Source organism: Modestobacter marinus (assembly GCF_011758655.1).
GTDB lineage: Bacteria > Actinomycetota > Actinomycetes > Mycobacteriales > Geodermatophilaceae > Modestobacter > Modestobacter marinus.
The window spans coordinates 776,084-802,411 of sequence record NZ_JAAMPA010000002.1; the positions used below are offsets into that span (position 1 = coordinate 776,084).

The 26,328-nt window shown below is 75.0% G+C and carries 24 protein-coding genes; 4 read left to right on the plus strand and 20 right to left on the minus strand.

What is annotated here, in order from left to right; genetic code table 11:
* The first annotated feature begins 87 nt into the window (after positions 1-87).
* Positions 88-1,611, plus strand: a complete 1,524-nt coding sequence (locus FB380_RS19630; RefSeq protein WP_166756962.1) for a S8 family serine peptidase — start codon at positions 88-90, stop codon at positions 1,609-1,611.
* Between the two features lie 180 nt (positions 1,612-1,791).
* Entirely contained in the window at positions 1,792-3,270 is a 1,479-nt protein-coding gene (locus FB380_RS19635; RefSeq protein ID WP_166756963.1) for an aldehyde dehydrogenase family protein, read from the plus strand.
* 106 nt (positions 3,271-3,376) lie between these two features.
* Here the strand turns inward: FB380_RS19635 and FB380_RS19640 are convergent, their stop codons facing one another.
* Genes FB380_RS19640 through def form a run of 4 tightly spaced genes read right to left on the minus strand, consistent with a single transcriptional unit; the run spans position 3,377 to position 6,828 of the window.
* On the minus strand, positions 3,377-3,874 hold the full coding sequence (locus tag FB380_RS19640; RefSeq protein ID WP_166756964.1) for an N-acetyltransferase: 498 nt from the start codon (positions 3,872-3,874) through the stop codon (positions 3,377-3,379).
* 46 nt (positions 3,875-3,920) lie between these two features.
* Positions 3,921-5,336, minus strand: coding sequence for an RsmB/NOP family class I SAM-dependent RNA methyltransferase (locus FB380_RS19645; RefSeq protein ID WP_166756965.1), 1,416 nt, complete (start codon positions 5,334-5,336; stop codon positions 3,921-3,923).
* Positions 5,333-6,328, minus strand: coding sequence for a methionyl-tRNA formyltransferase (gene fmt, locus FB380_RS19650; protein WP_229682164.1), 996 nt, complete (start codon positions 6,326-6,328; stop codon positions 5,333-5,335). Before fmt ends, FB380_RS19645 begins: the two co-directional genes overlap by 4 nt.
* Complete coding sequence (gene def / locus FB380_RS19655; RefSeq protein WP_166756966.1) at positions 6,271-6,828, minus strand: peptide deformylase; 558 nt, start codon at positions 6,826-6,828, stop codon at positions 6,271-6,273. The genes fmt and def overlap by 58 nt, the downstream gene beginning before the upstream one ends.
* 61 nt (positions 6,829-6,889) lie before the next feature.
* Between def and FB380_RS19660 the strand changes: the two genes are divergently transcribed.
* A complete protein-coding gene (locus FB380_RS19660; RefSeq protein WP_166756967.1) occupies positions 6,890-7,384 on the plus strand; it encodes a hypothetical protein in 495 nt (164 codons plus the stop codon).
* 37 nt (positions 7,385-7,421) lie between these two features.
* Here FB380_RS19660 and FB380_RS19665 read toward each other — a convergent pair whose 3' ends face one another.
* From FB380_RS19665 to pyrR, 15 genes are all read right to left on the minus strand, one after another.
* Positions 7,422-8,213 carry an SRPBCC family protein gene (locus FB380_RS19665; RefSeq protein ID WP_166756968.1) on the minus strand — a complete coding sequence of 264 codons (792 nt, stop codon included), beginning with the start codon at positions 8,211-8,213 and terminating at the stop codon, positions 7,422-7,424.
* Positions 8,210-8,800 (minus strand): ArsR/SmtB family transcription factor, encoded by a 591-nt coding sequence (locus tag FB380_RS19670; RefSeq protein WP_166756969.1) that lies wholly within the window; start codon positions 8,798-8,800, stop codon positions 8,210-8,212. Before FB380_RS19670 ends, FB380_RS19665 begins: the two co-directional genes overlap by 4 nt.
* 205 nt (positions 8,801-9,005) lie before the next feature.
* A complete protein-coding gene (locus FB380_RS19675; RefSeq protein WP_208383859.1) occupies positions 9,006-11,003 on the minus strand; it encodes a primosomal protein N' in 1,998 nt (665 codons plus the stop codon).
* Positions 11,000-12,226, minus strand: a complete 1,227-nt coding sequence (metK, locus tag FB380_RS19680; RefSeq protein ID WP_166756970.1) for a methionine adenosyltransferase — start codon at positions 12,224-12,226, stop codon at positions 11,000-11,002. The genes FB380_RS19675 and metK overlap by 4 nt, the downstream gene beginning before the upstream one ends.
* 127 nt (positions 12,227-12,353) lie before the next feature.
* Positions 12,354-13,685, minus strand: a complete 1,332-nt coding sequence (gene coaBC, locus FB380_RS19685; RefSeq protein ID WP_166756971.1) for a bifunctional phosphopantothenoylcysteine decarboxylase/phosphopantothenate--cysteine ligase CoaBC — start codon at positions 13,683-13,685, stop codon at positions 12,354-12,356.
* Positions 13,686-13,819: 134 nt separating this feature from the next.
* A complete protein-coding gene (gene rpoZ, locus FB380_RS19690; RefSeq protein ID WP_036335031.1) occupies positions 13,820-14,083 on the minus strand; it encodes a DNA-directed RNA polymerase subunit omega in 264 nt (87 codons plus the stop codon).
* Positions 14,084-14,166: 83 nt separating this feature from the next.
* Complete coding sequence (gene gmk, locus FB380_RS19695; RefSeq protein ID WP_166756972.1) at positions 14,167-14,742, minus strand: guanylate kinase; 576 nt, start codon at positions 14,740-14,742, stop codon at positions 14,167-14,169.
* A gap of 50 nt (positions 14,743-14,792) precedes the next feature.
* On the minus strand, positions 14,793-15,122 hold the full coding sequence (gene mihF / locus FB380_RS19700; RefSeq protein WP_166756973.1) for an integration host factor, actinobacterial type: 330 nt from the start codon (positions 15,120-15,122) through the stop codon (positions 14,793-14,795).
* 291 nt (positions 15,123-15,413) lie between these two features.
* Entirely contained in the window at positions 15,414-16,292 is an 879-nt protein-coding gene (gene pyrF, locus FB380_RS19705) for an orotidine-5'-phosphate decarboxylase (protein WP_166756974.1), read from the minus strand.
* Entirely contained in the window at positions 16,289-17,656 is a 1,368-nt protein-coding gene (locus tag FB380_RS19710) for a beta/alpha barrel domain-containing protein (RefSeq protein ID WP_229682166.1), read from the minus strand. The genes pyrF and FB380_RS19710 overlap by 4 nt, the downstream gene beginning before the upstream one ends.
* Positions 17,653-20,967, minus strand: a complete 3,315-nt coding sequence (carB, locus tag FB380_RS19715; protein ID WP_166756975.1) for a carbamoyl-phosphate synthase large subunit — start codon at positions 20,965-20,967, stop codon at positions 17,653-17,655. The genes FB380_RS19710 and carB overlap by 4 nt, the downstream gene beginning before the upstream one ends.
* Entirely contained in the window at positions 20,967-22,127 is a 1,161-nt protein-coding gene (gene carA, locus FB380_RS19720) for a glutamine-hydrolyzing carbamoyl-phosphate synthase small subunit (RefSeq protein WP_166756976.1), read from the minus strand. The genes carB and carA overlap by 1 nt, the downstream gene beginning before the upstream one ends.
* The gene (locus FB380_RS19725; protein ID WP_166756977.1) at positions 22,124-23,404 is read right to left on the minus strand and encodes a dihydroorotase; all 1,281 of its coding nucleotides are present in this window, start codon (positions 23,402-23,404) and stop codon (positions 22,124-22,126) included. The genes carA and FB380_RS19725 overlap by 4 nt, the downstream gene beginning before the upstream one ends.
* Positions 23,401-24,321 carry an aspartate carbamoyltransferase catalytic subunit gene (locus FB380_RS19730; protein WP_166756978.1) on the minus strand — a complete coding sequence of 307 codons (921 nt, stop codon included), beginning with the start codon at positions 24,319-24,321 and terminating at the stop codon, positions 23,401-23,403. The genes FB380_RS19725 and FB380_RS19730 overlap by 4 nt, the downstream gene beginning before the upstream one ends.
* On the minus strand, positions 24,318-24,938 hold the full coding sequence (pyrR, locus tag FB380_RS19735) for a bifunctional pyr operon transcriptional regulator/uracil phosphoribosyltransferase PyrR (RefSeq protein ID WP_166756979.1): 621 nt from the start codon (positions 24,936-24,938) through the stop codon (positions 24,318-24,320). The genes FB380_RS19730 and pyrR overlap by 4 nt, the downstream gene beginning before the upstream one ends.
* A gap of 253 nt (positions 24,939-25,191) precedes the next feature.
* Here pyrR and bldD point away from each other — a divergent pair, with 253 nt between their 5' ends.
* Entirely contained in the window at positions 25,192-25,734 is a 543-nt protein-coding gene (gene bldD / locus FB380_RS19740) for a transcriptional regulator BldD (protein WP_166756980.1), read from the plus strand.
* Between the two features lie 188 nt (positions 25,735-25,922).
* On the opposite strand, the gene nusB is transcribed toward bldD, so the two are convergent.
* Positions 25,923-26,327, minus strand: a complete 405-nt coding sequence (gene nusB, locus FB380_RS19745) for a transcription antitermination factor NusB (protein WP_166756981.1) — start codon at positions 26,325-26,327, stop codon at positions 25,923-25,925.
* Between the last annotated feature and the right edge of the window lies 1 nt (position 26,328).

Below are 26,328 nucleotides of genomic sequence, written 5' to 3' on the forward strand. Positions count from 1 at the left end.
GACCCTGCGTGGTCCGACCTAGCGTCCCCCGGCACCGGCACCCGGCTCCGCCAGGTCCCGGCCCCACTCCGCTGGACGAGGAGCACCATGCCCCGCACCACCGCGCCCCGCACCACCACGCCCCGCACCACCGCCGTCCCCCGCGGGACCGCCCGCAGCGCCACCCGCACCCTGGCCACCGGCCTCGCCCTGGCCACCGCGCTCGGCGTCGCCGCGCTCGCCCCGACGGCCGCCCTCGCCGCACCGCCGGCGTCGTCCGGGTACGTGCAGGGTGACCTGCAGAACTACGCGATCAACGTCGCCACCGCCAACCGCGGCCAGGTGCTCAAGGTCGAGCGGGCCGTCACCGCCGCCGGCGGCACCGTCGTGGTGTCCTACGCCGAGATCGGCGTGGTCATCGCCCAGTCCGACGACACGGGCTTCGCCGCAGCCCTCCGCCGGGAGAAGGCCGTCGAGTCCGTCGGGGCCACCCGCACCGCGGCCGTGGCCGCGACCGACCCGACCTACGAGCACAGCGACCCGCTGGCCCGGGGCGAGTCCGGCAACGGCAGGCCGGCGCCGCGCGCGGAGCGGACACCGGGCATCGAGGACCTCACCGTCGCCGCCGCCGACCCGCGCGAGGCCGAGCAGTGGGACATGCAGGCGATCGGGGCCGACCAGGCCCACCTGGTCACCGACGGCAGCCGGGACGTGCTGGTCGCCGTCCTGGACTCCGGCATCCAGGGCGACCACCCCGACCTGGCCGCGAACATCGACACCGCCGCCTCGGCCGGCTGCCTCAGCGGCTCCCCCGACGCCAGCTACGCGTCCTGGCAGCCCACGACCAGCGACCACGGCACCCACGTCGCGGGCACGGTCGCCGCCGCCCGCAACGGGGTCGGCATCGTCGGGGTCGCCCCCGGCGTGCGGCTGTCCGCGGTGAAGGTGGTCAACGACGACGGCTTCATCTACGCCGAGGCCGCCATCTGCGGCTTCATGCAGGCCGTGGCCACCGGCGCCGACGTGACCAACAACAGCTACTACATCGACCCCTGGCAGTTCTGGTGCGACGACAGCGCCGACCAGCGCGCGGTGAAGACCGCCGTGGACCGGGCCGTGCAGTACTCCCAGGACCGGGGCGTGGTGAACGTGGCGGCGGCGGGCAACTCCAACGTCGACCTGGCGAACAAGACCGTGGACAGCTCCAGCCCGAACGACACCACCCCGGTGACCCGGCCGATCGACGACGACTGCCTCGACATCCCCGCCGAGCTGGACGGCGTGGTCACCGTCGCCTCCACCGACCGGTCCGGCGCCAAGTCCTCCTTCTCCAACTACGGCGAGGGCGTCATCGACGTCGCTGCCCCCGGCCGGGCGATCCTGTCCACCGTCACCGGCGGCGGCTACGGGCTGAAGTCGGGCACCTCGATGGCCTCCCCGCACGTGGCCGGGGTGGCCGCGCTGCTGAAGTCCGCGCACCCGGAGCTGTCCGGCACGGCGCTGACCGACCTGCTCTACGCCCAGGCCGACGACGTCCCCTGCCCGACCGGGACGACGACCTGCACCGGCACCCCGCAGGTCAACGGCCACTTCGGCGAGGGCCGCGTCGACGCCCTGGAGGCGGTCAGCTGACCGGCTGAGGACCGCGGTGCGGGGCGCGTCGCGACCAGCGGCGCGCCCCGCCCCGTCTCGTCCCGGGGCCGTGGCGGGCCGCCCCGCCCGAGCGGACACGCGTCCGCCTCGGCCCGGCCCGGGCAGCTCCGTCCGGGCGCCCACGTGTCCGTCCCGGACGAGCGGGTACCGATCCGTCACATGACAGCGGAGACCTCAGCACCTGCCCGCTACGACGGCTTCGACCGGATGCCGATCGCCGGCACCTGGCGCGCCGGCCGGGCCGGGAAGACCGCGACCGACACCGACCCCTACACCGGCGAGACCCTGACCGAGATCCCGCTCGCCGACGCCGACGACCTCGACGAGGCCTACGCCCGCGCGAAGGAGGCGCAGCGCGACTGGGCCGCCCGGCTGCCCAGCGACCGCGCCGACGTGATGCGCCGGGCGGCCCGGATCATGGAGGCCCGCAAGGACGAGATCGTCGACTGGCACATCCGGGAGAGCGGAGCCACCGCGCCCACCGCCGAGTTCGAGTTCGCGATCACGCTGCGCGACTTCCACGAGGCGTCGTCCTATCCGTACCGGATGGAGGGCCGGATCCTGCCGGCCGACATCGAGGGCAAGGAGAGCCGGGTCTACCGGCGCCCGGTGGGCGTGGTCGCCGTCATCAGCCCGTGGAACGTGCCGATGCACCTGTCCAACCGGTCGGTGGCGCCCGCGCTGGCCACCGGCAACGCCGTCGTCCTCAAGCCTGCCGGGGACACCCCGGTGACCGGCGGGCTGCTGCTGGCCAAGGTCTACGAGGAGGCCGGGCTGCCCGAGGGGCTGCTGTCGGTGCTGATCGGCTCCGGCAGCGACATCGGTGACGCGATCGTCTCCCACCCGACGCCCCGGGTCGTCTCCTTCACCGGGTCCACACCGGTGGGCAAGGGGATCGCGGAGAAGGCCGGGCTGAAGAAGCTGTCGCTGGAACTGGGGGGCAACGGCCCGCTGGTGGTGCTGGACGACGCCGACCTGGACTACGCCGTGGACGCCGCGGTGTTCGGCAAGTTCTTCCACCAGGGCCAGGTCTGCATGATCACCAACCGGATCGTGGTGGACGACTCCGTGCACGACGAGTTCGTCGACCGCTACGTCGAGCGGGTGCGCGGGCTGAAGGCCGGTGACCCCACCGAGCCCGACACCGTGATCGGCCCGATCATCAACAGCAAGCAGCTGGACGGCATCCAGGAGATGGTCGCCCAGTCGATCGCCGACGGCGCCCGCCAGGTCCTCGGCGGTGAGCCGACCGGCCCGATCGGTTCGGTGCTGCCGCCGCACGTGCTGGTGGGCGGCAACGACGTCGCCACCGCCCGCCAGGAGGTCTTCGGCCCGGTGGCCACGATCGTCCGGGCGCGGGACGAGGAGGACGCGCTCGCCATCGCCAACGACACCGAGTACGGCCTGTCCAGCGCCGTGTTCACCCGGGACAGCCAGCGGGGCGTGGAGTTCGCGCTGCGGGTCGAGGCCGGGATGACCCACGTCAACGACTCCCCGCTCAACGACGAGAACAACACCGCCTTCGGCGGGGAGAAGGAGTCCGGGCTGGGCCGCTTCGGCGGCGAGTGGGCGATCGAGGAGTTCACCACCGACCACTGGATCAGCGTCCAGCACACCAAGCGGCAGTTCCCCTTCTGACCGACGGCGACCACTGTGCGGTGGGTGCCCGTTCCCGGCCGGGACCGGGCACCCACCGCACATCGCCGGCCGGGCGGTCGGGCAGGCGGCCGGGGTGTCGGGCGGGTCAGGGGAGGTCGGGCAGTGCCAGCCAGTCGGCCCAGCTGAGGTCACGGCCGACGTACCGCGGTGCCCGCAGCGGCCAGTCCCGGGCCAGCCAGGCGGGCACGAAGGCGTCCAGCGCGGACTCCGTCGGGCTGCCGACCAGCCGGTCGACCACCCACCAGGAGACCTCGGCGTCCGCACTGCCGGCCTTCTCCGGCGGGTCGACGTACACGCAGCCGAGCAGCTCGGCCTCCTCCGGCGGGAACAGGCCGTACAGGAAGCTCTCGTGGGCGGCGGTCTCCCGGGCGTGCCGGGCGAGGTCCTCCCGGTCGGCCTCGACGGTCATCGTCGCCGGCGGCCAGCCCCAGGCCGGCCCGTAGACCGACCACAGCCGCTCCCGGGAGCCCATCACCGCCGGGAAGTCGATCCCGGTGTCGGCCTCGCTCATCGGCCGCAGGTGCTCACCCGTCGGCAGGTCGGCGTGGACGGGGTGGCGGAAGTCCTCCGGGAGCCACGGCACGGCTGCGGACGCTAGCCGTGCCGGGGCCCCCGGTCACCCGGTTTCGTCAGCGGGTGCGGCGGAGCAGCGCCATGAACATCGCGTCGGTGCCGTGCCGGTGCGGCCACAGCTGGGCGTGCTCTCCGCGCTCGATGCCGGGCACCTCGGGGAACAGCGGGGCCACCGGGAGCACCTCGACGTCGTCCCGGCCGGCGACCGCGTCCACCACGGCGACGGTCTCGCCGGTGTGCGGTGAGCAGGTCACGTAGGCGACCACTCCCCCGGGCCGCACCGAGGCGAGTGCGCTGTCCAGCAGCTGCCGCTGCAGCTCGGCCAGCGGCGCGACGTCGGCGGCCGTCCGGCGCCAGCGCACCTCCGGACGGCGGCGCAGCGCCCCCAGCCCGGTGCAGGGCGCGTCCAGGAGCACCCGGTCGAACGACCCGGCCGGCCAGCTCGGCGCCGTGCCGTCGGCGACCAGCACCTCGACGTCGTCCTCACCGGCCAGGGCGCCGCGCACCAGCTCGGCGCGGTGCTCGCTGCGGTCGGCCGCGGTCAGGTGGACCCCGGCCGGCCGGACGGCGGCCAGCAGACCCGCCTTGCCCCCCGGGCCGGCGCACATGTCCAGCCAGCGCGCGTCCGGCCCCTCCAGCGGCGCCCGGACCAGGGCGAGCGCGGCCAGCTGGCTGCCCTCGTCCTGCACCGCGGCCGCGCCGGAGCGGACCGCGGCCAGCCGGCCCGGGTCGCCCCCGTGCAGCCGGACGGCGTGCGGCGACCACGGCCCGGGTTCCCCACCGGAGGCGGCGGCCAGCTCGTCCCGGTCGACATGCCGGGCGACCAGGTGCACCTCGGGTGCGGCGTCGTCGGCGAGCAGCGCGGGCTCGACCTCGTCGCCGTCGGCCAGCGCGTCCCGCCAGGCCTCCACGATCCAGCGCGGGTGGTCGGTGGTGAGCGTCAGCCGCTCGTCGTCGTCGGCCGGGGCGAGGGCGGCGACCCAGGCCGCCCGGTCACCCCCGGCGGCGACCTTGCGCAGGACCGCGTTGACCAGTCCGGAGGCGCCGGTACCGACGATCGCCCGGGTCAGCGCGACGGTGGTGTCGACTGCGGCGTGCGCCGGCACCCGCAGGTCGATCAGCTGGTAGGCGCCCAGCCGCAGCAGGTCCAGCACCTTCGGGTCGAGCTCGGCCAGCGGCCGGGACACCAGCGTGGTCAGGACGGCGTCCAGGGTGCCGGTGGCGCGCAGCGTGCCGTAGGCCAGCTGGGTGGCGAAGGCGGCGTCCCGGGGTTCGAGCTGCCGCTCGCGCAGCAGCTGCGGCAGCAGCAGGTTGGCGTAGGCCGCCCGGCTGGAGACGCCGTCGAGCACGTCGTAGGCGGTCAGCCGGGCGCCGTCCAGGGTCGGCCGGTGCCGTCGGGACTGCGGGCGCTGGTTGCCGGTGCCGGGGTCGTTCCGCCGCTTGTGGCCGGCCCGGCGCTCCGGGCCGGTCATGCGGTCACCTGCGCACCGAGTCGCTCACCCGGTTCCAGGCGCGCGCCGCGTGCCCAGTCGGCCGCCGGCAGCATTCTCTTGCCGGCCGGCTGCACCGACGACAGCCGGACGGCACCGCGCCCGGTGCCCACCAGCACCCCGGTCGGCCCGACCGACAGCTCACCGGGCTCCAGCGCGAGCGAGGAGGGCAGCGGCTCGACCGGCGCGAGCCGCAGCCGGTTGCCGCGCCACGTCGTCCAGGCGCCGGGGGCCGGCGTCACGCCGCGCACCCGGCGGTCGACGACGTGGGCCGGCAGGGCCCAGTCGACCTGGGCGTCGGCGGTCTCGATGCGCGGCGCCAGGCTGACCCCCTCGGCCGGCTGGGGCTCGGGCTGCAGCGAGCCGTCGGCGATGCCGTCCAGCGTGGCGACCAGCAGCCGGGCACCGCTGACGGCCAGCCGGTCCAGCAGGTCGCCGGCGGTGTCGGTGGCGCCGATCGGCTCGGTGACCACGCCGAAGACCGGGCCGGTGTCCAGGCCCGCCTCCAGCTGGAAGGTGGCCGCGCCGGTGACCTCGTCACCGGCCATGATCGCGTGCTGCACCGGGGCGGCGCCGCGCCAGGCGGGCAGCAGCGAGAAGTGCAGGTTCACCCAGCCGTGCCGCGGGACCGCCAGGGCCGCCGGCGGCACCAGGGCGCCGTAGGCGACCACGGGGGCGCAGTCGACGGAGAGCTCGGCGAGCTGGAGGAGGAACTCCGGCTCCCGCGGGGAGCGGGGCTGGAGCACCGGGATGCCGGCGGCGTCGGCGCGCTCGGCGACCGGTGACCGGCTGGTGCGCCGGCCGCGGCCGGACGGGGCGTCGGGCCGGGTGAGGACGGCGACGACGTCGTGGGCGGAGCCCAGCAGTGCGTCCAGGGCGACGACGGCCGGCGCCGGGGTGCCGGCGAACAGGAGCCTCAGTGGGGGCTCACCTTCACCACGGGTGCCGGCACCGGCGACCCGTCGGGCAGCCACGCCGGCGCGCCCTGCCACTCGGCGCCCTGCAGCACGTCCAGGGCGGCCGCGCGGGCCTCGGCGTCGAGCCGGTCGACGAAGAGGACGCCGTCGAGGTGGTCGGTCTCGTGCTGGATGGCCCGGGCGAGCTTGTGCGAGCCCTCCACCCGGATCGGCTCGCCGTGCATGTCCCAGCCGGTGGCGGCGACGGTGAGGTAGCGGTCGCAGTCGAACCGGTAGCCGGGGATGGACAGGCAGCCCTCGGCGTCCCGCTCGACGTCCTCGCCCACGGGGACGACGTCGGGGTTGACCAGGTGGCCGACCTCGCCGTCGACGTACCAGGTGAACACGCGCAGGCCGACGCCGATCTGCGGCGCAGCGAGGCCGGCGCCGCCGGCCGCGTGCATCGTGTCGGTCAGGTCGGCGACGAGCTGACGCAGTTCGGCGTCGAAGTCGACGACGGGGGCGGCCGGGGTGCGCAGCACCGGGTCGCCCATGATCCGGATGGGGGTGACGCTCACCCGACGATGGTAGGTGTCGCGGGCTGCGGCGCCTGCAGGGTGATCTGGCTACGGTGCAGCCATGGCCTCACTCGCCTCGCACCGCGTCCACGCCGTGATCAGCACCCTCGTCGACGGACTGACGGTCGGCGGTGCCGAGGCGGCCCTCGACCTGCCGCCCCGGTCCGCGGCCCGCTTCCGGGTCTACTCGGCGCTGATGCTCACCGTCGCCGCCGACGCGGTGGCCCACGACCTGCCCTCGCTCCGGCGCACGTTCCGGGGGATGCCGGTCGAGTCGGCGTCCCCCGCCGACCGGGCGGTGACCCGGCACCAGGCGCTCGCGACGACCGGCTGGGGGCTGGCGGCGACGGCCGTCCACGGCCCGCTGGCCCGGGCGCTGCGCCGACGTGGTCACCCGCGACCGCACCTGCTGGTCGGGATCGTGGTCGGGGTGGGCACCGCCGCCACGACGCTGCCGGTGCGCTGGCGCCGGGCCACCGAGCGCGCCGTCGAGGACCTGGCCGCCGCCCAGCTGGACGCCGAGCTGGCGCAGCTGCTGGACCAGCCGATCGACTGACCCTGCGGCCGGCGGGGTGCCGGTCCGGTGCGGGAGGTCAGGCCGGCACGGGGAGCTCCTGCAGCCAGGCCTGCCAGGCCGGCTGCTCGCGCCGCACGTGCTCCGCCGCGTCTGCGGAGAACAGATACGCCCGCACGCCCGCGGTCGCCTTCCCGTCCTCCTCGCCGTACGTGAAGGCGGTGAGCATCCCGGGCACCGGCGCGGTGAGCCGGACCTGCGCCTGCCGCTCGCCTACCCGCTCCACCGTGCCGGTGGCGCCGCGCGCCTCCACCGGGGTGCCCTCCTCGCCCAGTCCGAGTGCCGCACGCAGGGTCGACCAGAGGGTCTCCGCGTCGCCGGCGTGGGAGGCGGTGGCCTCCAGCTGGGTGGCCTCCTGGCCGGTGAAGTGCGCCAGGTAGAGGCGCAGGTTGTCGAAGAACGGCAGCCACCCCGGGGCCAGGGTGTCCCACCACTCGGACTCCCAGGCGGCGCCGATCCCGAAACCGCTGCTGGTGACGCGCACGACGCAGGTGCCGCCGGACCGGGCCTCGACGACGAACTCCGACGTCAGCGGGCTCAGCGAGTCCGGGTCCTTGCCCATGAGGGCAGCCCAGTCCTCCTCGTAGACGAGGCGGCGCGGCGGGTCCCAGCCGGTGACCCGGCCGTCGGAGCCCATCTCCGGGCCCATGGTGAAGTGCAGGGACCCGCCCTCGCGCTCCTCCATCTCGGTCTGGGTGAACCAGGCGCTCATGCCCTTCGCGGTGGCGATGGCCTCCCAGACCTGTTCCGGGGTGCCCGGGACCTCGACGCTGAACTCCAGGCGGTACGGGACGTTCGGGACAGTGCTCATGACCTCTCCTCTGACTTCTCCTCGGGGACGGGGTGGGCGGCGACGACGAGCCGGTGCGGGCGCCCGTCGTCGTGGTGGTACCGGGCGGCCAGGTCGAGCACCGCTGCGGTGAGGTCGTCGGCGAAGGCAGCCCGGTCGGCGGCCGACCGGAAGCCGATCCGGGTGTCGATGGTCAGCGTCGGCAGGCGGGTGCCGGTCGCGCCGGCCCGGCGGGCCAGGGCGCCGACCTCGCGCACCAGCCGGCCGGCCAGCGCGACGAGGTAGCCGCCCGACAGGTGGTCGGCGTTGGCGTCCGGGTCGGCGGCGGACGCGCTGACCACCGCCGGCGACACGACGTAGGACGCCGCCGACGCCTGCAGCACCCGCTCGGTGATCCCCCCGTGCCGGCGCTCCTCGGCCAGCTCCACCAGCCCGTGGGCCTCCAGCGCCTTGAGGTGGTAGTTCACCTTCTGGCGCGCGATGCCCACCTGCGCGGCGAGCCCGGCGGCCGACGCCGGGACGGTCAGCTCGCCGAGCAGCCGGGCCCGGACCGGGTCCAGGGCGGCGGCTGCTGCGTCCGCGCTCTCGATCACCTCGACGTCGTGCACGAGGTCACCGTGCTCCCGACAAGAAAAGTTGTCAAGGGTGCCGAGGGCGGCTCGTCCAGCTTCTGGGAAGACGACCGTCGACGGTCCTCCGGCGCAGCGGCTCGTCGCGGTCGGGCGCCGGCCGGCGCTCAGCCGCCGGTCGACCAGGCCCGTTCACGCGGGTCCAGCTGGACCCGCTGGGCGACCTCCGTGGCACGGCCGGCCACTAGGCCAGTTCGAGCGGGTCCAGCTGGACGCGGACGTGCTCGGTGACCTTCTTGGCGCTGCGCACCCCCTGGACGTCGTGCAGTGCCCGCGCCAGGGCGACCCCGTCGCTGCGCCGCACCCGGACCAGGTAGCGCTCCCGCTCGCCCTCCTGCCCCGGCCGGGGCGGCTCGGGCACCGGCCCGAGGACGTCGGCGCCCTCGGGCAGCCGCAGGGCGGCGAGGAAGTCCGCCAGCGCGCCCGGGGACGCCGACAGCGAGGCCATCCGGGTGACCGGCGGGAAGCCCAGCTCCCGGCGGTCGGCCAGCTCGCGGGTGGCCAGCCCGGCCGGGTCCCAGCGGACGAGCGCCTGCACGACCGGGTGCCCGGCGTCGGCGGCGACCACCACCTGGCCGCCGGCGCGCACCAGCGCGGCCGCGTTCATCCAGCGGCGCATCGTCTCCTCCCCCGCCCGCAGGTCCGCCCGGCCCAGCAGCGCCCAGGAGTCCAGCAGCAGGGCCGCGCCGTAGCCGCCCTCGGCCACCGGCTCCGCCCCGGGGGTGGCCACCACGATCGACGGGTCCCCGGGGACCGTGGCCAGCACGCCGGAGCTGCGGCCGGAGACCCGCACGGCCGCGCCGGGGAACGCCCGGCCCAGCTCCTCGGCCGTGCGGGAGGCGCCGATGACGGCGGCCCGCAGCTTGGTGCCGTGGCAGTGCGGGCAGTCGAAGGTCGCCGCCGGGCGGGCGCACCACCGGCAGGCCGCGATCCGGACGCCGTTCGGTCCCGGTGCCGGCGCGATGCCCAGTGGGCCGGCGCAGTGCGCGCACCGCGCCGGCGCCCGGCAGCGGTCGCAGACCAGCGAGGGCACGTACCCGGCGCGGGGCACCTGGATGAGCACGGGGGCGCCGTCGGCCAGCGCCCGCCGGGCGACCGTGAACCCGAGCGTGGGCAGCCGGGCGGAGCGCGCGGCCGGGTCCCGGGCCAGCTCGAAGTCGCTGCCCAGCGCCTCGACCCGCGGGGCGGCGGCACGCAGGGTGGCCCGGTCGGCGATCAGCTCGTGCGCCCACCCGGACTCCACCAGCAGCGCGGCCTCGGCGGTGCGCGCCGTCCCGGCGACCACGGCCGCGCAGGAGGCCAGGTGTGCCCGGTGCACCAGCACGTCGCGGGCGTGCGGGTAGGGCGCCCGCGGCTCGGCGTGGAGGTCGTCGCCGTCGTCCCAGATCACCACCAGGCCCAGCTCCCGCACCGGTGCGAACACCGAGCCGCGGGTGCCCAGCACCACCTGGGCGGTGCCACGGGAGGCGGCGAGGAAGCGGCCGTAGCGGGTGTCCGGCGAGGAGTCCGCGCGCAGCACGGCGACCGAGCCGGCCGGCAGCAGCCGCTCCGCCGCGGCCGCCAGCCGGTCCAGGTCCTTGCCGTCGGGGACGACGACCAGCGCACCCCGGCCGCCGGACAGCGCCGCCTGCGCCAGCTCGGCCAGCCGGGTGGGCCAGTCCTCGCCGGGCAGCGCCGTCCAGACCGCCCGGGCGGGGTGCCCCTCGGCGACCGCGGTGAGCAGCTGCGGCCCGGTCGGGTAGCGGGCGAAGCCGGCCGGGTCCGGGGCGGGCGGTGGGGCCGGCGGGTCGAGCCGGGGCCGCTTCTCCGGAGCGCCCCGGCGCGGTGGCAGGGCCAGCCGCAGCACGTCGGTGAGCGACCCGGCGTACCGGTCGGCGACCGAGCGGGCCAGCTCGGCGACCTCCGGGGTCAGCACCGGCTCGGCGGAGACGACCTTGGCCAGCGGCGCGAGCTTGCCGGTGTGGTCGGTGCCGGAGGCGAGCTCCAGGACCACGCCGTCCACCAGCTTGCCGGCGAACCGCACCCGGACCCGACAGCCGGCCACCACCTGCTCGGCGAGCTCGTCCGGGACGGCGTAGTCGAAGGGCCGGTCCAGGTGGGCCAGCGGCACATCGACGACGACCCGGGCGACCCGCTGGATGCGGGTGCCCGGGTCGTCGTCGATCGGCCGTGCCGTGCTCAGGAGACGCCCACCGCCGACTTCAGCGCGTCGACGCGGTCCAGGCGCTCCCAGGGCAGCTCGACGTCGGAGCGGCCGAAGTGGCCGTAGGCCGCCGTCGGGGCGTAGATCGGCCGGAGCAGGTCCAGGTCCCGCACGATCGCGCCGGGCCGCAGGTCGAACACCGACGAGATCGCCTTCTCCAGGACCTCCTCGGGCACCGTGTTGGTGCCGAAGGTCTCGACGAAGAGGCCGACCGGGTGCGCGGCACCGATCGCGTAGGCGACCTGGACCTCGCACCGGCGGGCCAGCCCGGCGGCGACGACGTTCTTGGCCACCCAGCGCATCGCGTAGGCCCCGGACCGGTCGACCTTCGAGGGGTCCTTGCCGGAGAAGGCGCCGCCGCCGTGCCGGGCCATGCCGCCGTAGGTGTCGACGATGATCTTGCGGCCGGTGAGCCCGGCGTCGCCCATCGGGCCGCCGATGACGAACTTGCCGGTCGGGTTCACCAGCAGCCGGTAGCCGGTGGTGGGCAGCCCGAGCTCGCGCAGCGCGGGCTCGACCACGAGCTCCTGCACGTCCGGGGCGAGCAGCGTGTCGATCGAGATGTCCTCGGCGTGCTGGGAGGAGACCACCACGGTGTCCACGGCGACCGGGCGGTCGTCCTCGTAGACCACGGTGACCTGCGTCTTGCCGTCCGGGCGCAGGTAGGGCACCGACCCGTCCTTGCGGACGGCCGACAGCTGCCGGGACAGCCGGTGCGCCAGCGCGATCGGCAGCGGCATCAGCTCGGGCGTCTCGTCGGTCGCGTAGCCGAACATCAGGCCCTGGTCGCCGGCGCCCTGGCGCTCGATCAGGTCGTCGGCGGCCGCGGCCCGGTGCTCGGCCGCGGTCAGCTCGGCGGTGCGGGCCTCGTAGCCGGTGTCCACGCCCTGGGCGATGTCCGGGGACTGGGCCCCGATGGAGACGCTGACGCCGCACGAGGCGCCGTCGAAGCCCTTGCGGGAGGAGTCGTAGCCGATGCCCAGGATCGTCTTGCGCACGATGTCGGCGATGTCGACGTAGCCGGAGGTGGTGACCTCACCGGCGATGTGCACCTGGCCGGTGGTGATGAGGGTCTCGACGGCGACGCGGCTGCGCGGGTCCTGGGCGAGCATCGCGTCCAGGATCGAGTCGCTGATCTGGTCGGCGATCTTGTCGGGGTGGCCCTCGGTCACCGACTCGGACGTGAAGAGACGGCGTGGCACTCGGTTCTCCCTGGGGTCGGCTGCCGAGCGCGTTGTTCGCGGTCGGCCGGGCTGCACCACGGCAGTGGTCGGCCCGACGGCTGAGGCTACCGGCGGGAGCCGACACGCGTTCGGTGAGGCGGTGGCGTCACGGCTGCCGGGCGACCCGGTCGGCCACCACGTCCCAGATCGCGGCGGCGACCGCGTCCTTGCGGCCGGCCGGCACGGCGGTCGCCGACCCGTCGGCGGCCAGCACGGTGACCTCGTTCTCGGTGCGGCCGAAGACCCGGCCGGCGGAGACGTCGTTGACCACCAGCAGGTCGACGCCCTTGCGGGCCAGCTTGGCGCGGGCGTGGGTCAGCACGTCGCCCTCGGCGTCGCCGGTCTCCGCGGCGAAGCCCACGACCAGCTGCCCGGCCGGCCGGGCGGCCACGAGCTCGACCAGGACGTCGGGGTTGCGGACCAGCTCCACCGAGCTGGGCTCGGCCGCCCCGCCCTTCTTCAGCTTGCTGCCGGCGACCGTGGCGGGCCGGAAGTCGGCGACCGCGGCGGCCATGACGACGACGTCGGCCGGGCGCGCCTCGCCCCGCGCCAAGGGCAGAGCGTCCTGCGCGGAGCTCTCGGCCGGCTGCCGTCCGGAGGACTCGGACGGCTGCCGTCCGGAGGACTCGGACGACTGCCGTCCGGAGGACTCGGACGACATCGCGAGCCGGAGCTCCTCGGCGGTCTCCACCCGGACCACCCGCACCCCGAACGGAGCGGGCAGGTCGACGTTGGCCGCGACCAGCACGACCTCGGCGCCGCGGGCCGCGGCGACCCGGGCGAGCGCCCAGCCCTGCAGCCCGGAGGAGCGGTTGCCCAGGAACCGGACCGGGTCCAGCGGTTCCCGGGTGCCCCCGGCGCTGATCACCACCCGGCGGCCGCTCAGGTCGGGGGCCAGTGCACCGGCACCCGCGGACAGCACCAGCTCGGCCAGCGCGGCGACGTCGGCCGGCTCGGGCAGCCGCCCGGGGCCGGAGTCCGGGCCGGTGAGCCGCCCCACGGCCGGGGGCAGGACGACGGCTCCGCGGCGGCGCAGTGTCGCGACGTTGTCCTGGGTGGCCGGGTGCAGCCACATCTCGGTGTGCATGGCCGGCACGAAGACGACCGGGCAGTGGGCGGTGAGCAGCGTCGCGGTGAGCAGGTCGTCGGCCCGGCCGGCGGCTGCCCGGGCCAGCAGGTCGGCGGTGGCCGGGTTCACCAGGACGAGGTCGGCGCGCTGCCCGATCCGCACGTGGGCGACCTCGGGGACGTCGTCCCAGACCTCGGTGGACACCGGGTTGCCGCTGAGGGCCTCGAAGGTCGCGGCGCCGACGAAGCGCAGCGCCGACGCGGTGGGGACCACCCGGACGTCGTGGCCGGACTCGGTGAGGGCGCGCAGCAGCAGTGCGGATTTGTAGGCCGCGACGCCGCCACCCACGCCCAGGACGATCTGTGCCATCCGTCCATCCTCCCGCAGACACGACGACGCCCCCGGCACCCGGTGCCAGGGGCGTCACCCGTAGGGACTGGAACGGCCCCCTCGCAGGGGCCCGCTGCGAGCGTGCGAGCAGTGGGGGGCGAGGGGGTCCTTCGTCAGTTCTCGCCGGCGGTGTGGGCCAGCAGGCCCTCGTTGATCTCGCGGAGCGCGATCGACAGCGGCTTCTCCTGGGGCGCGGTGTCGACCAGCGGGCCGACGTACTCCAGCAGGCCCTCGGAGAGCTGGCTGTAGTAGGCGTTGATCTGGCGCGCACGCTTGGCGGCGTAGATGACCAACCCGTACTTGCTGGTGGTCCGCTCGAGCAGCTCGTCGATCGGCGGGTTGGTGATGCCCTCAGGGGCGGGTGCGACTCCGGACACGGGCGGGCGTGCTCCTCAACTCGGTGTGCGGGCGGGCGGCGGATGGCTCCGCACGGTCGCCTCGGGTGCGCCCTCGGCCGCGGTCAGGGACCGGCGGGCGGAGACGCAGTCAGCAAGCCTACCAACTCGTCCGCGGCCCTGGCCACGTCGTCGTTCACGACGACCACGTCGAACTCCCCGGAGGCGTCCAGTTCGGCCTGGGCGAGCGCCAGCCGGCGGGACTGCACCTCGGGGTGCTCGGTGCCCCGGCCGGCCAGCCGGCTGACCAGCTCGGCCCACGACGGCGGGGCCAGGAAGACCAGCTGCGCCTCGGGCGCGCGCTCGCGCACCTGCCGGGCGCCCTGCAGCTCGATCTCCAGCAGCGCCGGGGCCCCGGAGGCCAGCTGCTCCTGGACCGGCGCGACCGGGGTGCCGTACCGGTTGCCCGCGTACTCCGCCCACTCGAGCAGGCCGTCGTGCTCGATGAGCCAGTCGAAGTACTCGTTGTCGACGAACCAGTAGTGCTCGCCGTCGACCTCGCCGGGGCGCGGGGTACGGGTCGTGACCGACACCGACACCCAGACCTCCGGGTGCCGGCGCCGGACCTCGGCGACGACCGTGCCCTTCCCCACCCCGGAGGGGCCGGAGAGGACCGTCAGGCGGGCAGGGGTGCGGGCCACGCTCGGCGTCCTCGGGCTGGGGGTGCGGGTCGGTCGGGACAGGAACGTGCTCAGGGCTCGACGACCTCGCCGGAGAACTCGGCCTCCAGCGCCTTGCGCTGGTTGGCGCCGAGACCACGGACGCGACGGGTCGGGGAGATCTCGAGGCGCTCCATGATCTTGGCGGCACGCGCCTTGCCGACCCCGGGGAGGGACTCGAGCACCGCGGAGACCCGCATCTTGCCGATGACCTCGTCGGTCTCGCCCTGCTTGAGGACGTCGCCGACCGTCGCACCCTTGGTCTTCAGCCGCTCACGCAGCTCGGCGCGGGACTTGCGGGCCGCGGCGGCCTTCTCCAGGGCTGCGGCGCGCTGTTCGGGGGACAACTCGGGAAGGGGCACGGAGCAACCCAATCGTGTTCGTGCCGGCGCTGCGGCCGGCGGTGTCGTTCGGTGTGGAGTGTGCCTGGACGGCGGCCCTCGGTGGGAGCCTGGCCGCCAACCTAGTCACCCTGAACCCGCTGGTCACCCTGGGCCCCGTGTCATCCGCGCTGCAGCGGTGTGCTGTGCGGACACACGACCGGACTGCACGGGGCCGTAATCAGTCCGTCACTGCTGGTCAGCGCGCCGCCGGTCCCCCGGAGGCCGCCTCGCCGGCACCGGACCACCGGGGGCGGGCAGCGGCCGCGCGGCTCAGGCGGTGAGCTCCGCCGTCCAGCGGTCGGCGGCGGCCCGCAGGGCGGCGGCGTCCGGCCCGGCCTGCAGCACGTCGCGGGAGACGGTCGGGACGACGGCGCGCCCGGTCCCGAACAGCCGGCGCAGGTCGGCGGCCGACCCGCCCTGGGCGCCCAGGCCCGGGGCGAGCACCGGCCCGCCGAGCCCGTCGAGGTCGACGTCCAGGTCGGGCAGGGTGGCGCCCACGACGACGCCGAAGGAACCCGTGGTCGGCCCCCACCGGCCCGCCACGTCGCGCACCGCGGCGATGTCGGGCAGCGGGTCGCCCACCACCCACCCCGGGGTGTTCCAGCCGCGCACGGTGTCCACGACGACCTGGGCGGCGGTCCGCTCCCCCACCAGCGCGTGCTGCAGGGTGCCGGCGTCCGGGTTGGAGGTGCGGGCCAGCACGAACAGCCCGCCGCCGTGCAGCCGGGCGGTGTCCACGGCCGGCTGCAGCGAGCCCGGGCCCAGGAACGGGCTGACCGTCAGTGCGTCGACGGCGAGCGGGTGCTCGGGGCGCAGGTAGTCGGCGTAGGCGTCCATCGTGGAGCCGATGTCGCCGCGCTTGGCGTCCAGCAGCACCAGCGCCCCGGCCGCCCGCGCCCGGGCCACGGCGTCCTCGAGCACGGCCAGCCCGCGGGAGCCGTGCCGCTCGTAGAAGGCCAGCTGGGGCTTGAGCACCGCGACGTGCCCGGCCAGCGCGTCGACGACGGCGTCGGTGAACCGGGCCAGCCCGTCGGGGCTGTCGGGCAGTCCCCAGCGCTCCAGCAGCGGCAGGTGCGGGTCGATGCCCACGCACAGCGGGCCGCGCGCTGCGACGGCGTCGGCCAGCCGCTCCCCGAAGGTGCCGTTCACGCCGGCACCCCGGCGAGCTCCTCGACGCAGGCGCGGGCGAGGAAGGGGTCGGCGAAGGCCCCGGTGGCGGTCTGCACACCGGCCGCGCCGAGCTCCAGCAGCGCCGCGCAGCTCGCCGGGTCGGTCACCCCGCCCATCGCCAGGACGTCGAAGTCGAAGCCACCGGCGGCGCGGAGGTCCAGCAGCCGGGCGGTGAAGTCCAGGGCGAGGTCGCGCACCGCGACGCCGGAGACCCCGGCCAGCGGCCGTCCCGGGAAGGTGGGCCGGCCGTCGGCGCGCTGCACCGCGCACTGCACCGTGTTGATCGCGGCGACCCCGTCCAGGTGCGGCGCGATCCGGGGCAGCAGGCCGGCCAGGGCGGGCCCGTCCAGCCAGGAGAGCTTGGCGACCAGCCCGGTGCTGCTGGACAGCGCGCGCCGGGTGGTCTCGACGATCGCCGTGGTCAGCTCGGCGTCCAGGCAGATCGGCGGGCGCACCCCGCCCCGGGCGGCGTCGAGGGCGTTGGGGCAGGACAGGTTCAGCTCCACCACCGGGGCGCCGGCGGCCTCGGCCAGCCGGGCGGTCCGGGCGAAGTCCTCGGCGATCGCCTGCAGCTGTGGCGGGCCCTCGCCGTGGTCCTCCCCCAGCACGCTGACCAGCAGCAGTTGGTCGTCGGCCAGGCAGCGGACGGCGGCGGCGACGTCCTCGGTCCAGACCGCCGGGTCCGGCGACGGCACCCCGAAGGAGTTCGTCGAGGTCACCGCCGGGTCGCCGGGCGGCACCCAGTCCGACGGCTCCGCGGTGACCACCGGCGGCGGGCCGCCGACCGCGAAGGGCTCGCGGGCCGCCGGGACGAACGCCCAGTTGGGGAACGGGTTGGCCGGGTGCGCGTGGCTGCGGACGGTCTTGTAGGTGAGCAGGTTGAAGCCGTTCCCGGCCAGGTACTGCACCCAGGCGGCGGTGCCGGTCAGCGGGCAGGCCGGGACGCCGATCGGGAAACCGGTCCGCCGGCCGAGCACCGACCAGCTGCCGGCGGCCCGGGGGCGGACCGGCAGCCGCGGCCCCGGCGGCCCGACGCGCGCGGCGGCGACGTCGTCGGTGAGGGCGTAGGCCGGGAAGCGCACCCCCGAGCGGGCCAGCAGCCGGTGCATCCCGGTGGTGGCCAGCAGCCGGACCAGCGCGGGCAGGTCACCGGCGTCCAGCCCGTCCCGGTCCAGGTCGATGGTGAGCTCGGTGAGCCAGCGAGGCTCGGGGGCGGGGGCGCCGTCCAGCCGGGCGACGGCGGCGGCGTGCAGGCCCCGGAGCACCGGACCGGTCAGGCCCGCCGCCCGCAGCTCACGGCCGAGTTCGGCCACCGCCGGGTCGGCTCCCCCGCCCCCGGTCACGCCGTGGTCCCGGCCGCCGCCTGGGCGGCGACCAGCGACTCGTGCAGGTCCTGCAGGCTGCGCACCCCGATGTCGCCCCGGCGCAGCGACTCGACGCCCTGCACGGTGGCCGCCATGCCCTGCACGGTGGTGATGCACGGGATGCCGGCGCTGACCGCAGCGGCCCGGATCTCGTACCCGTCCAGCCGCGGGCCGCTGTTGCCCGGCGTGCCGAACGGGGTGTTGACCACCAGGTCGATCTCGCCGGCCAGGATCCGCTCGACGATGTTGCCCGGGCCCTGGGAGAACTTCCCGACCACCTCGCAGGAGACCCCGTTGCGGCGGAGCACCTGGGCGGTGCCGACGGTGGCCAGCACCCGGAAGCCCAGGTCGGCCAGCCGCTTCACCGGGAAGACCGCCGAGCGCTTGTCCCGGTTGGCCAGCGACACGAACACCGTGCCGCCGGTCGGCAGGTCGCCGTAGGCGGCGGCCTGGGACTTGGCGAACGCGGTGCCGAACTCCGCGTCGATGCCCATCACCTCGCCGGTCGACTTCATCTCCGGCCCCAGCACGGTGTCCACCCCGTGGCCCTCGATGGTGCGGAACCGGTGGAACGGCAGCACCGCCTCCTTCACCGCGATCGGGCCGTCGACCGGCAGGTCGGTGCCGTCCCCGGTGGCCGGCAGCACGCCCTCGGTGCGCAGCTGGGCGATCGTCTGGCCGACCGCGATCCGGGCCGCGGCCTTGGCCAGCTGCACCGCGGTCACCTTCGACACGAACGGCACCGTGCGGCTCGCGCGCGGGTTGGCCTCCAGCACGTAGAGGACGTCGTCCTTCAGCGCGTACTGCACGTTCATCAGCCCGCGCACGCCGATCCGGGCCGCCAGCGCCTCGGTGGCCCGCCGGATGGTCAGCAGGTCCTCACCGCCCAGGGTGATCGGCGGCAGCGCGCACGCCGAGTCGCCCGAGTGGATCCCGGCCTCCTCGATGTGCTCCATGACCCCGCCCAGGTACAGGTCGGTGCCGTCGTAGAGGGCGTCGACGTCGATCTCCACGGCGTCCTCGAGGAACCGGTCGACCAGCACCGGGTGGTCGGCGCTCACGTCGGTGGCCTTGGTGATGTAGGCCTGGAGCATGGCGTCCTCGTAGACGATCTCCATGCCCCGCCCGCCGAGCACGTAGGAGGGCCGTACCAGCACCGGGTAGCCGATGGAGGCGGCGATCGCCACGGCCTCGGCCGACGTCGTCGCCATGCCGTGCTTGGGCGCGAGCAGGCCGGTGTCGGAGAGCACCCGGGAGAACGCCCCGCGGTCCTCGGCGGCGTCGATCGCCTCCGGCGACGTGCCCAGCACCGGGACGCCGGCGTCCTTGAGCCGCTGCGCCAGACCCAGCGGGGTCTGCCCGCCCAGCGTGCAGATGACCCCGGCGACCGGGCCGGCGGCGCGCTCGGCCTCCACGACCTCCAGCACGTCCTCGAAGGTGAGCGGCTCGAAGTACAGCCGGTCGGCGGTGTCGTAGTCGGTGGAGACGGTCTCCGGGTTGCAGTTGACCATCACCGCCTCGTAGCCGGCGTCCTGCAGGGCCATCACCGCGTGCACGCAGGAGTAGTCGAACTCCACGCCCTGCCCGATCCGGTTCGGCCCCGATCCGAGGATCAGCACCGCCGGGCGCTCCCGCGGCTCCACCTCTGTCTCGGAGTCGTAGGAGGAGTAGTGGTACGGCGTGCGGGCGGCGAACTCGGCGGCGCAGGTGTCCACGGTCTTGTAGACCGGCCGGATCCCCAGCCGCCAGCGCAGCGTGCGGACGCCGTCCTCCCCCGCCAGCTCCGGCCGCAGCGCGGCGACCTGGCGGTCGGACAGGCCGTGCCGCTTGGCCCGGCGCAGCAGCTCCGGAGTCAGCGACGGCGCCTCCCGCAGCTCGGTGCCGATCTCGGTGACCATCGCGATCTGGTCGACGAACCAGGTGTCGAAGCCGCTGGCCTCCGCGACCTGCTCGACGGTGGCGCCGGCGGCCAGCGCCCGCTGCGCGGTGTAGAGCCGGCCGTCGACCGGGGTGCGCAGCTTCTCCACCAGGGCGGCGGCGTCGGCGGGCTCGGCGGTGTCGGTCCAGAACCCGGCGGCGGCGGTCTCGGTGGAGCGCATCGCCTTGCCGAGGGCCTCGGTGAAGTTGCGGCCCATCGCCATGACCTCGCCGACGCTCTTCATCGTCGTGGTCAGTCGCGGGTCCGCGCCGGGGAACTTCTCGAACGCGAACCGCGGGATCTTCACCACGACGTAGTCCAGCGACGGCTCGAACGACGCCGGGGTGACCCCGGTGATGTCGTTCGTGATCTCGTCGAGGGTGTAGCCGATGGCCAGCTTCGCGGCGATCTTGGCGATCGGGAAGCCGGTGGCCTTCGACGCCAGCGCCGAGGACCGGGACACCCGCGGGTTCATCTCGATGACCACGAGCCGACCCGTCTCCGGGTGGACGGCGAACTGGATGTTGCAGCCGCCGGTGTCCACGCCGACCTCGCGCAGCACCGCGATGCCGACGTCGCGCATCTGCTGGTACTCGCGGTCGGTGAGCGTCATCGCCGGGGCGACGGTCACCGAGTCACCGGTGTGCACGCCCATCGCGTCGATGTTCTCGATCGAGCAGATCACGACGACGTTGTCGCTGCGGTCGCGCATCAGCTCGAGCTCGAACTCCTTCCAGCCGAGCACCGACTCCTCGATCAGCACGGTGTGCACCGGGGAGTCGGCCAGCCCGTGGCCGGCCATCCGGCGCAGCATCGGCTCGTCGGTGGCGATCCCCGAGCCCAGCCCGCCCATGGTGAAGCTGGGCCGGATGACCACCGGGTAGCCGACCTCGGCGGCGGTGGCCAGCGCCTCGTCCACGGTCGAGCAGACCGTGGAGCGCGGGGCGTCGGCGCCGATGGAGCGCACGATGTCCTTGAACTTCTGCCGGTCCTCGCCGCGGTTGATCGCGTCGACGTCGGCACCGATCAGCTGGACGCCGTACTTCTCCAGCACGCCGTTCTCGTACAGCCCGATGGCGAGGTTCAGCGCCGTCTGGCCGCCCAGGGTGGCCAGCAGCGCGTCCGGCCGCTCGGCGGCGATGACCCGCTCGACGAACTCCGGGGTCAGCGGCTCCACGTAGGTGGCGTCGGCGACCTCCGGGTCGGTCATGATCGTGGCCGGGTTGCTGTTGACCAGGCTGACCCGCAGGCCCTCGCTCTTGAGCACCCGGCAGGCCTGGGTGCCCGAGTAGTCGAACTCGCTGGCCTGGCCGATGACGATCGGCCCCGAGCCGATCACCAGCACGTGCTGCAGATCTGTCCGCTTGGGCATCAGGCGTTCTCCCCCGTGCTCGACTCGACGACGGGTGGGGGTGTCACGGCACTGCCTTCCTTGGATGCGGCCATCAGGTCGACGAACCGGCCGAAGAGCGGGTTCGCGTCGTGCGGTCCGGCCGCGGCCTCCGGGTGGAACTGCACGCTGAACGCCGGGGCGTCGAGCAGCCGGAGCCCCTCGACCACGTCGTCGTTGAGCCCGACGTGGCTGACCTCCACCGGCCCGAACGGGGTGTCGACCGGCCGGTCCAGCGGGGCGTCGACGGCGAAGCCGTGGTTGTGGCTCGTCACCCGCACCGTGGCGCTGACCCGGTCCAGCACCGGCTGGTTCAGGCCGCGGTGGCCGAAGCGCAGCTTGTAGGTGCCCAGGCCGAGGGCGCGGCCGAGGATCTGGTTGCCGAAGCAGATGCCGAACAGCGGACGCCGGGCCTCCAGCACCCCGCGCACCGCCTCGACCGCGTAGTCGGCGGCCGCCGGGTCGCCGGGGCCGTTGGAGACGAAGACGCCGTCCACGCCGGCCTCGAGCAGCTGCTCGGCGGTCGCGGTCGCGGGCAGCACGTGCGTCTCCACGCCCAGCTCGGCCAGGTACCGCGGGGTGGCGGTCTTGATGCCCAGGTCCAGGGCGGCGATGGTAAACCGCTTCTCCCCCACCGCCGGGACGACGTAGGGCTCGCTCGCACTGACGCTGGGGGCGAGGTCCGCGCCGGTCATGCTCGGGCTCCCGGTCACCCGGGCCAGCAGCGCCTCGGCGTCCAGCTCGGTGCTGATGCCGGCGCGCATCGCGCCGCGGTCGCGCAGGTGCCGGGTCAGCGCGCGGGTGTCGATGCCGCTGATCCCCACCACGCCCTGGGCGACCAGCTCGTCGTCCAGGCTGCCGGTGGCCCGCCAGTTCGCCGGGCGGCGGGCGGGGTCGCGGACCACGAACCCGGCCACCCACATGCGGCGGCTCTCGTCGTCCTCGCCGTTGACGCCGGTGTTGCCCACGTGGGGGGCCGTCATCGTGATGATCTGGCCGGCGTAGCTGGGATCGGTGAGGGTCTCCTGGTAGCCGGTCATCCCGGTGGAGAACACCGCCTCGCCGACCGTGGTCCCAGTAGCGCCGTAGGACTCCCCACGGAACGTGCGCCCGTCCTCCAGGACGAGCAGTGCCTCGGTCACTTCTGTGCCTTTCCGTCGAGCACGGTCGCCGTCCCCCGCAGGAACGTGGCGACCACCCGGCCGGGGAGCTCCCGGCCGGCATAGGGGCTGTTGCGGCTGCGGCTGGCCAGCGCGGCCGGGTCGACGGTGGCCCGGTGCGTGGGGTCCAGCAGCAGCAGGTTGGCCGGCTCGCCGACGGCGAGCGGGCGGCCGTGCCCGGCCAGCCGGCCGATGGCCGCCGGGCGGACCGACATGCGGTCGGCGACGCCGCGCCAGTCGAGCAACCCGGGCTCGACCATGGTCTGCACGACGATCGAGAGCGCCTGCTCCAGGCCGAGCATCCCCGGGCGGGCCGAGGCCCACTCGCTCTCCTTGTCCTCCACCGCGTGCGGGGCGTGGTCGGTGGCGACGGCGTCGATCGTGCCGTCGGCCAGCCCCGCCCGCAGCGCCTGGACGTCGGCGTCGCTGCGCAGCGGCGGGTTCACCTTGAACACCGGGTCGTAGGTCTCGGCGCACTCGTCGGTGAGCAGCAGGTGGTGCGGGGTGACCTCGGCGGTCACCTGCACGCCACGGGACTTCGCCCAGCGCAGGATGTCGACCGACCCGGCCGTCGAGACGTGGCAGACGTGCAGCCGCGCGCCGACGTGCCCGGCCAGCAGCACGTCCCGGGCGATCACCGCCTCCTCGGCCGCGGCCGGCCAGCCGGCCAGCCCCAGCCGGGCGGAGCGGTCACCCTCGTTCATCTGGGCGCCCACGGTGAGCCGGGGCTCCTCGGCGTGCTGGGCGACGACGCCGTCCAGGGCCTTGACGTACTCCAGGGCCCGGCGCATCAGCGCGGGGTCGGCGACGCAGTGCCCGTCGTCGGAGAACACCCGCACCCGCGCGGCGGAGTCGGCCATCGCGCCGAGCTCGGCCAGCCGTTCCCCGCGCAGGCCGACCGTGACCGCCCCGACCGGGACGACGTCGACCAGCCCGGCCTCCTGGCCCAGCCGCCAGACCTGCTCGACGACGCCGGCGGTGTCGGCGACCGGGTCGGTGTTGGCCATCGCGTGCACCGCGGTGAACCCGCCCAGGGCCGCTGCCCGGCTGCCGGTCTCGACCGTCTCGGCGTCCTCCCGGCCCGGCTCGCGCAGGTGGGTGTGCAGGTCGACCAGGCCCGGCAGCGCGACCAGTCCACCGCCGTCGACGACGTCGTCGTCCCCGGCCAGACCTGGGCCGATCTCGGTGATCCGGCCGTCGGTGATGCGGATGTCCACGGCGTCCTCGCCGTACGGACGGACGTTCGTGATGAGCGTCATTCGGGAGCCCCTCCCAGCAGCAGGTACAGGACGGCCATGCGCACGCTGACGCCGTTGCCGACCTGGTCGACGATGGTGGAGCGGGCGGAGTCGGCCACCTCGGCGGCGATCTCCATGCCGCGGTTCATCGGACCGGGGTGCATGACGATCGCGTGGTCGGGCAGCACCGCCATCCGCCGGGCGTCCAGGCCGTAGCGGCGGCTGTACTCGCGGGCGCTGGGGAAGAACGAGGCGTTCATCCGCTCGGCCTGCACCCGCAGCATCATCACCACGTCGGCCTTGGGCAGGACGGCGTCCAGGTCGTAGGAAACCGCGACCGGCCAGCTGCCGACCCCGACCGGCAGCAGGGTCGGCGGGGCGACCAGGGTGACCTCGGCGCCCAGGGTGGACAGCAGCCAGACGTTGGAGCGGGCCACCCGGCTGTGCAGCACGTCACCGACGACGACCACCCGCACCCCGTCGAGCCGGCCCAGCCGCTGCCGGATCGTGTACGCGTCCAGCAGCGCCTGGGTGGGGTGCTCGTGGGTGCCGTCGCCGGCGTTCACCACGCTGCCCTTGACCCAGGTGGCCAGCCGGTGCGGCGCCCCGGAGGCCCCGTGCCGGACGACGATCCCGTCGGCGCCCATCGCCTCGAGGGTCAGCGCGGTGTCCTTGAGGCTCTCGCCCTTGGAGACGCTGCTGCCCTTGGCGGAGAAGTTGATCACGTCGGCGGAGAGCCGCTTGGCCGCCAGCTCGAAGGAGATCCGGGTGCGGGTCGAGTCCTCGTAGAAGAGGTTGACCACGGTGCGCCCGCGCAGGGTCGGGAGCTTCTTGACCTCCCGGCCGGCCAGCGCCGACTCGATCTGGCCGGCGGTGTCCAGCACCAGGGTCGCGTCGGCCCGGTCCAGGTCGCCGGCCTCCAGCAGGTGCCGCTTCACTGCTCTCCCCCGGTGACCAGGACCTCGTCGAGCCCGTCGATCTCGGCCAGGTGCACCTCGACCTTCTGGGTGCGGGCGGTCGGCACGTTCTTGCCCACGTAGTCGGCCCGGATCGGCAGCTCCCGGTGGCCGCGGTCGACCAGCACCGCCAGCTGCACCGCGCGGGGCCGGCCGAGGTCGCGCAGCGCGTCCAGGGCGGCGCGCACGGACCGGCCGGAGAACAGCACGTCGTCGACGAGCACGACCAGCCGGCCGTCGACCCCGGCCTCCGGCAGCCGGGTGTCCTCCAGCGCACGGACGCCGCGCAGCCGCAGGTCGTCGCGGTAGAGGGTGATGTCGACCGTGCCGACGTCGACCGCGGTGCCGCTGAAGGCCTCGATCCGGGCGGCCAGCCGCCGGGCCAGCGGGGCGCCGCGGGTGGGGATCCCGACGAGCACCAGGTCGGCGAGGCCACCGTCGGCGGCGCCGGCGGGCGAGGCGCTCGCGGCCCGCTCGATGAGCTGGTGGGCGATCCGGTCGACCACCCGGGCGACGTCGTCCGCGCCCAGCAACGGCGGGGGGCCACCGGCGGACGGCTCGGTGGGCGGTGGTGCGGGCAGCTCTGATGACATGGTCATCAAGCCTCCTTCCCCGCCTCACGGGACGGGTCGTTAAAGGAGATCTGCGCCGCCGGCCGGACCGGCCGACGACGGGTGGGACCGGCGACGACGGTACTGCACCGGCGCAGGTGACCCGCATCTCGCCCGGGAGACGGCCGGATGAACGCGATCTGACTCGTTGGGGGTTCCCGGGCTGTCGCCGCACCCGGTCTGCCAGTACTCTGCGTGACCAGAACCGTTCCCTACCGACGACAGTCAGTGAGCAGAGGTCATGAGCACCGACTACTCCAGGGCGCTGGGCGCCCGCCTGCGGGCCATCCGCAACCAGCAAGGGCTGTCGTTGCAGGGCGTGGAGGACAAGTCCCACGGCCGGTGGAAGGCCGTCGTCGTCGGCTCCTACGAGCGCGGCGACCGCGCGGTCACCGTGCAGCGGCTGTCCGAGCTGGCCGTGTTCTACGGCGTGCCCGTCTCCGAGCTGCTGCCCGACCCGCGGCCGAGCTCCGCGGTCACCAAGAGCACCAAGATCGTGCTCAACCTGGAGTCGCTGGGCTCGCTGCCCGCCGACGAGGCCGGCCCGCTGGCCCGCTACGCCTCGACCATCCAGGCGCAGCGGCACGACTACAACGGCAAGGTGCTCTCGATCCGCGCCGAGGACCTCAAGTCGCTGGCGATCATCTACGACATGAGCCCCGACGAGCTGACCACCCGGCTCATCGAGTGGGGCGTGCTGTCCCCGGGTGCCGACGGCGTCGGCTACGCCACCGAGGAGGACGACGACGCGTCCTGGGGCGAACGGCGCCGCACCCCGCGCTGACGCTGCGGTCCTGACGGATCGCAGCGCTGCAGGAGCGGTCCCGACCTGCGTGGAGCCGCTCCCGGCCCTGCGCCGGGCCCGCCGCCGGCCTCAGCGCGCTGACGCGCGCACCGTGGTCAACCTCCGTCGCAGAACGCGAAGAGCCCGCCCTGGACGACCAGGGCGGGCTCTTCGCGCGTGTGCGGCTGCTACGTGGGGATCTCGGCGCGGACGATGCCACCGAGGACGCCGTTCACGTAGCCCGGGGAGTCGTCGGTGGACAGCGCCTTGGCCAGCTCCACCGCCTCGTCGATCACCACCGCGTCGGGGACGTCGTCGACCCACAGCAGCTCGTAGACGGCCATCCGCAGGATGGCCCGGTCCACGTCGGGCAGCCGGTCCAGGGACCAGCCGGAGGCGTGCTCCTCGATCAGCTCGTCGATCCGCGGCTGCTGCCCGACGACGCCCTCGACCAGCCGGACGGCGTGCTCGGGCACCGGTGGGTTGCCGTCGGCGACGCGGTCGCGCAGGACGGCGAGCGGGTCGCTGGAACGCAGGTCGGCCTCGTAGAGGACGTCGACCGCGCGCTTGCGCGCCTTGGAACGGGCGGCCACG

Excerpts from the sequence above, each read along its gene's own strand:
- pyrR (WP_166756979.1), bottom strand. The coding sequence starts at position 24,938 with ATGACCATGTCATCAGAGCTGCCCGCACCACCGCCCACCGAGCCGTCC.
- carB (WP_166756975.1), bottom strand. The coding sequence starts at position 20,967 with ATGCCCAAGCGGACAGATCTGCAGCACGTGCTGGTGATCGGCTCGGGG.
- coaBC (WP_166756971.1), bottom strand. The coding sequence starts at position 13,685 with ATGGCACAGATCGTCCTGGGCGTGGGTGGCGGCGTCGCGGCCTACAAA.
- bldD (WP_166756980.1), top strand. The coding sequence starts at position 25,192 with ATGAGCACCGACTACTCCAGGGCGCTGGGCGCCCGCCTGCGGGCCATC.
- FB380_RS19630 (WP_166756962.1), top strand. The coding sequence starts at position 88 with ATGCCCCGCACCACCGCGCCCCGCACCACCACGCCCCGCACCACCGCC.
- FB380_RS19665 (WP_166756968.1), bottom strand. The coding sequence starts at position 8,213 with ATGAGCACTGTCCCGAACGTCCCGTACCGCCTGGAGTTCAGCGTCGAG.
- FB380_RS19635 (WP_166756963.1), top strand. The coding sequence starts at position 1,792 with ATGACAGCGGAGACCTCAGCACCTGCCCGCTACGACGGCTTCGACCGG.
- FB380_RS19725 (WP_166756977.1), bottom strand. The coding sequence starts at position 23,404 with ATGACGCTCATCACGAACGTCCGTCCGTACGGCGAGGACGCCGTGGAC.
- FB380_RS19660 (WP_166756967.1), top strand. The coding sequence starts at position 6,890 with ATGGCCTCACTCGCCTCGCACCGCGTCCACGCCGTGATCAGCACCCTC.
- FB380_RS19645 (WP_166756965.1), bottom strand. The coding sequence starts at position 5,336 with ATGACCGGCCCGGAGCGCCGGGCCGGCCACAAGCGGCGGAACGACCCC.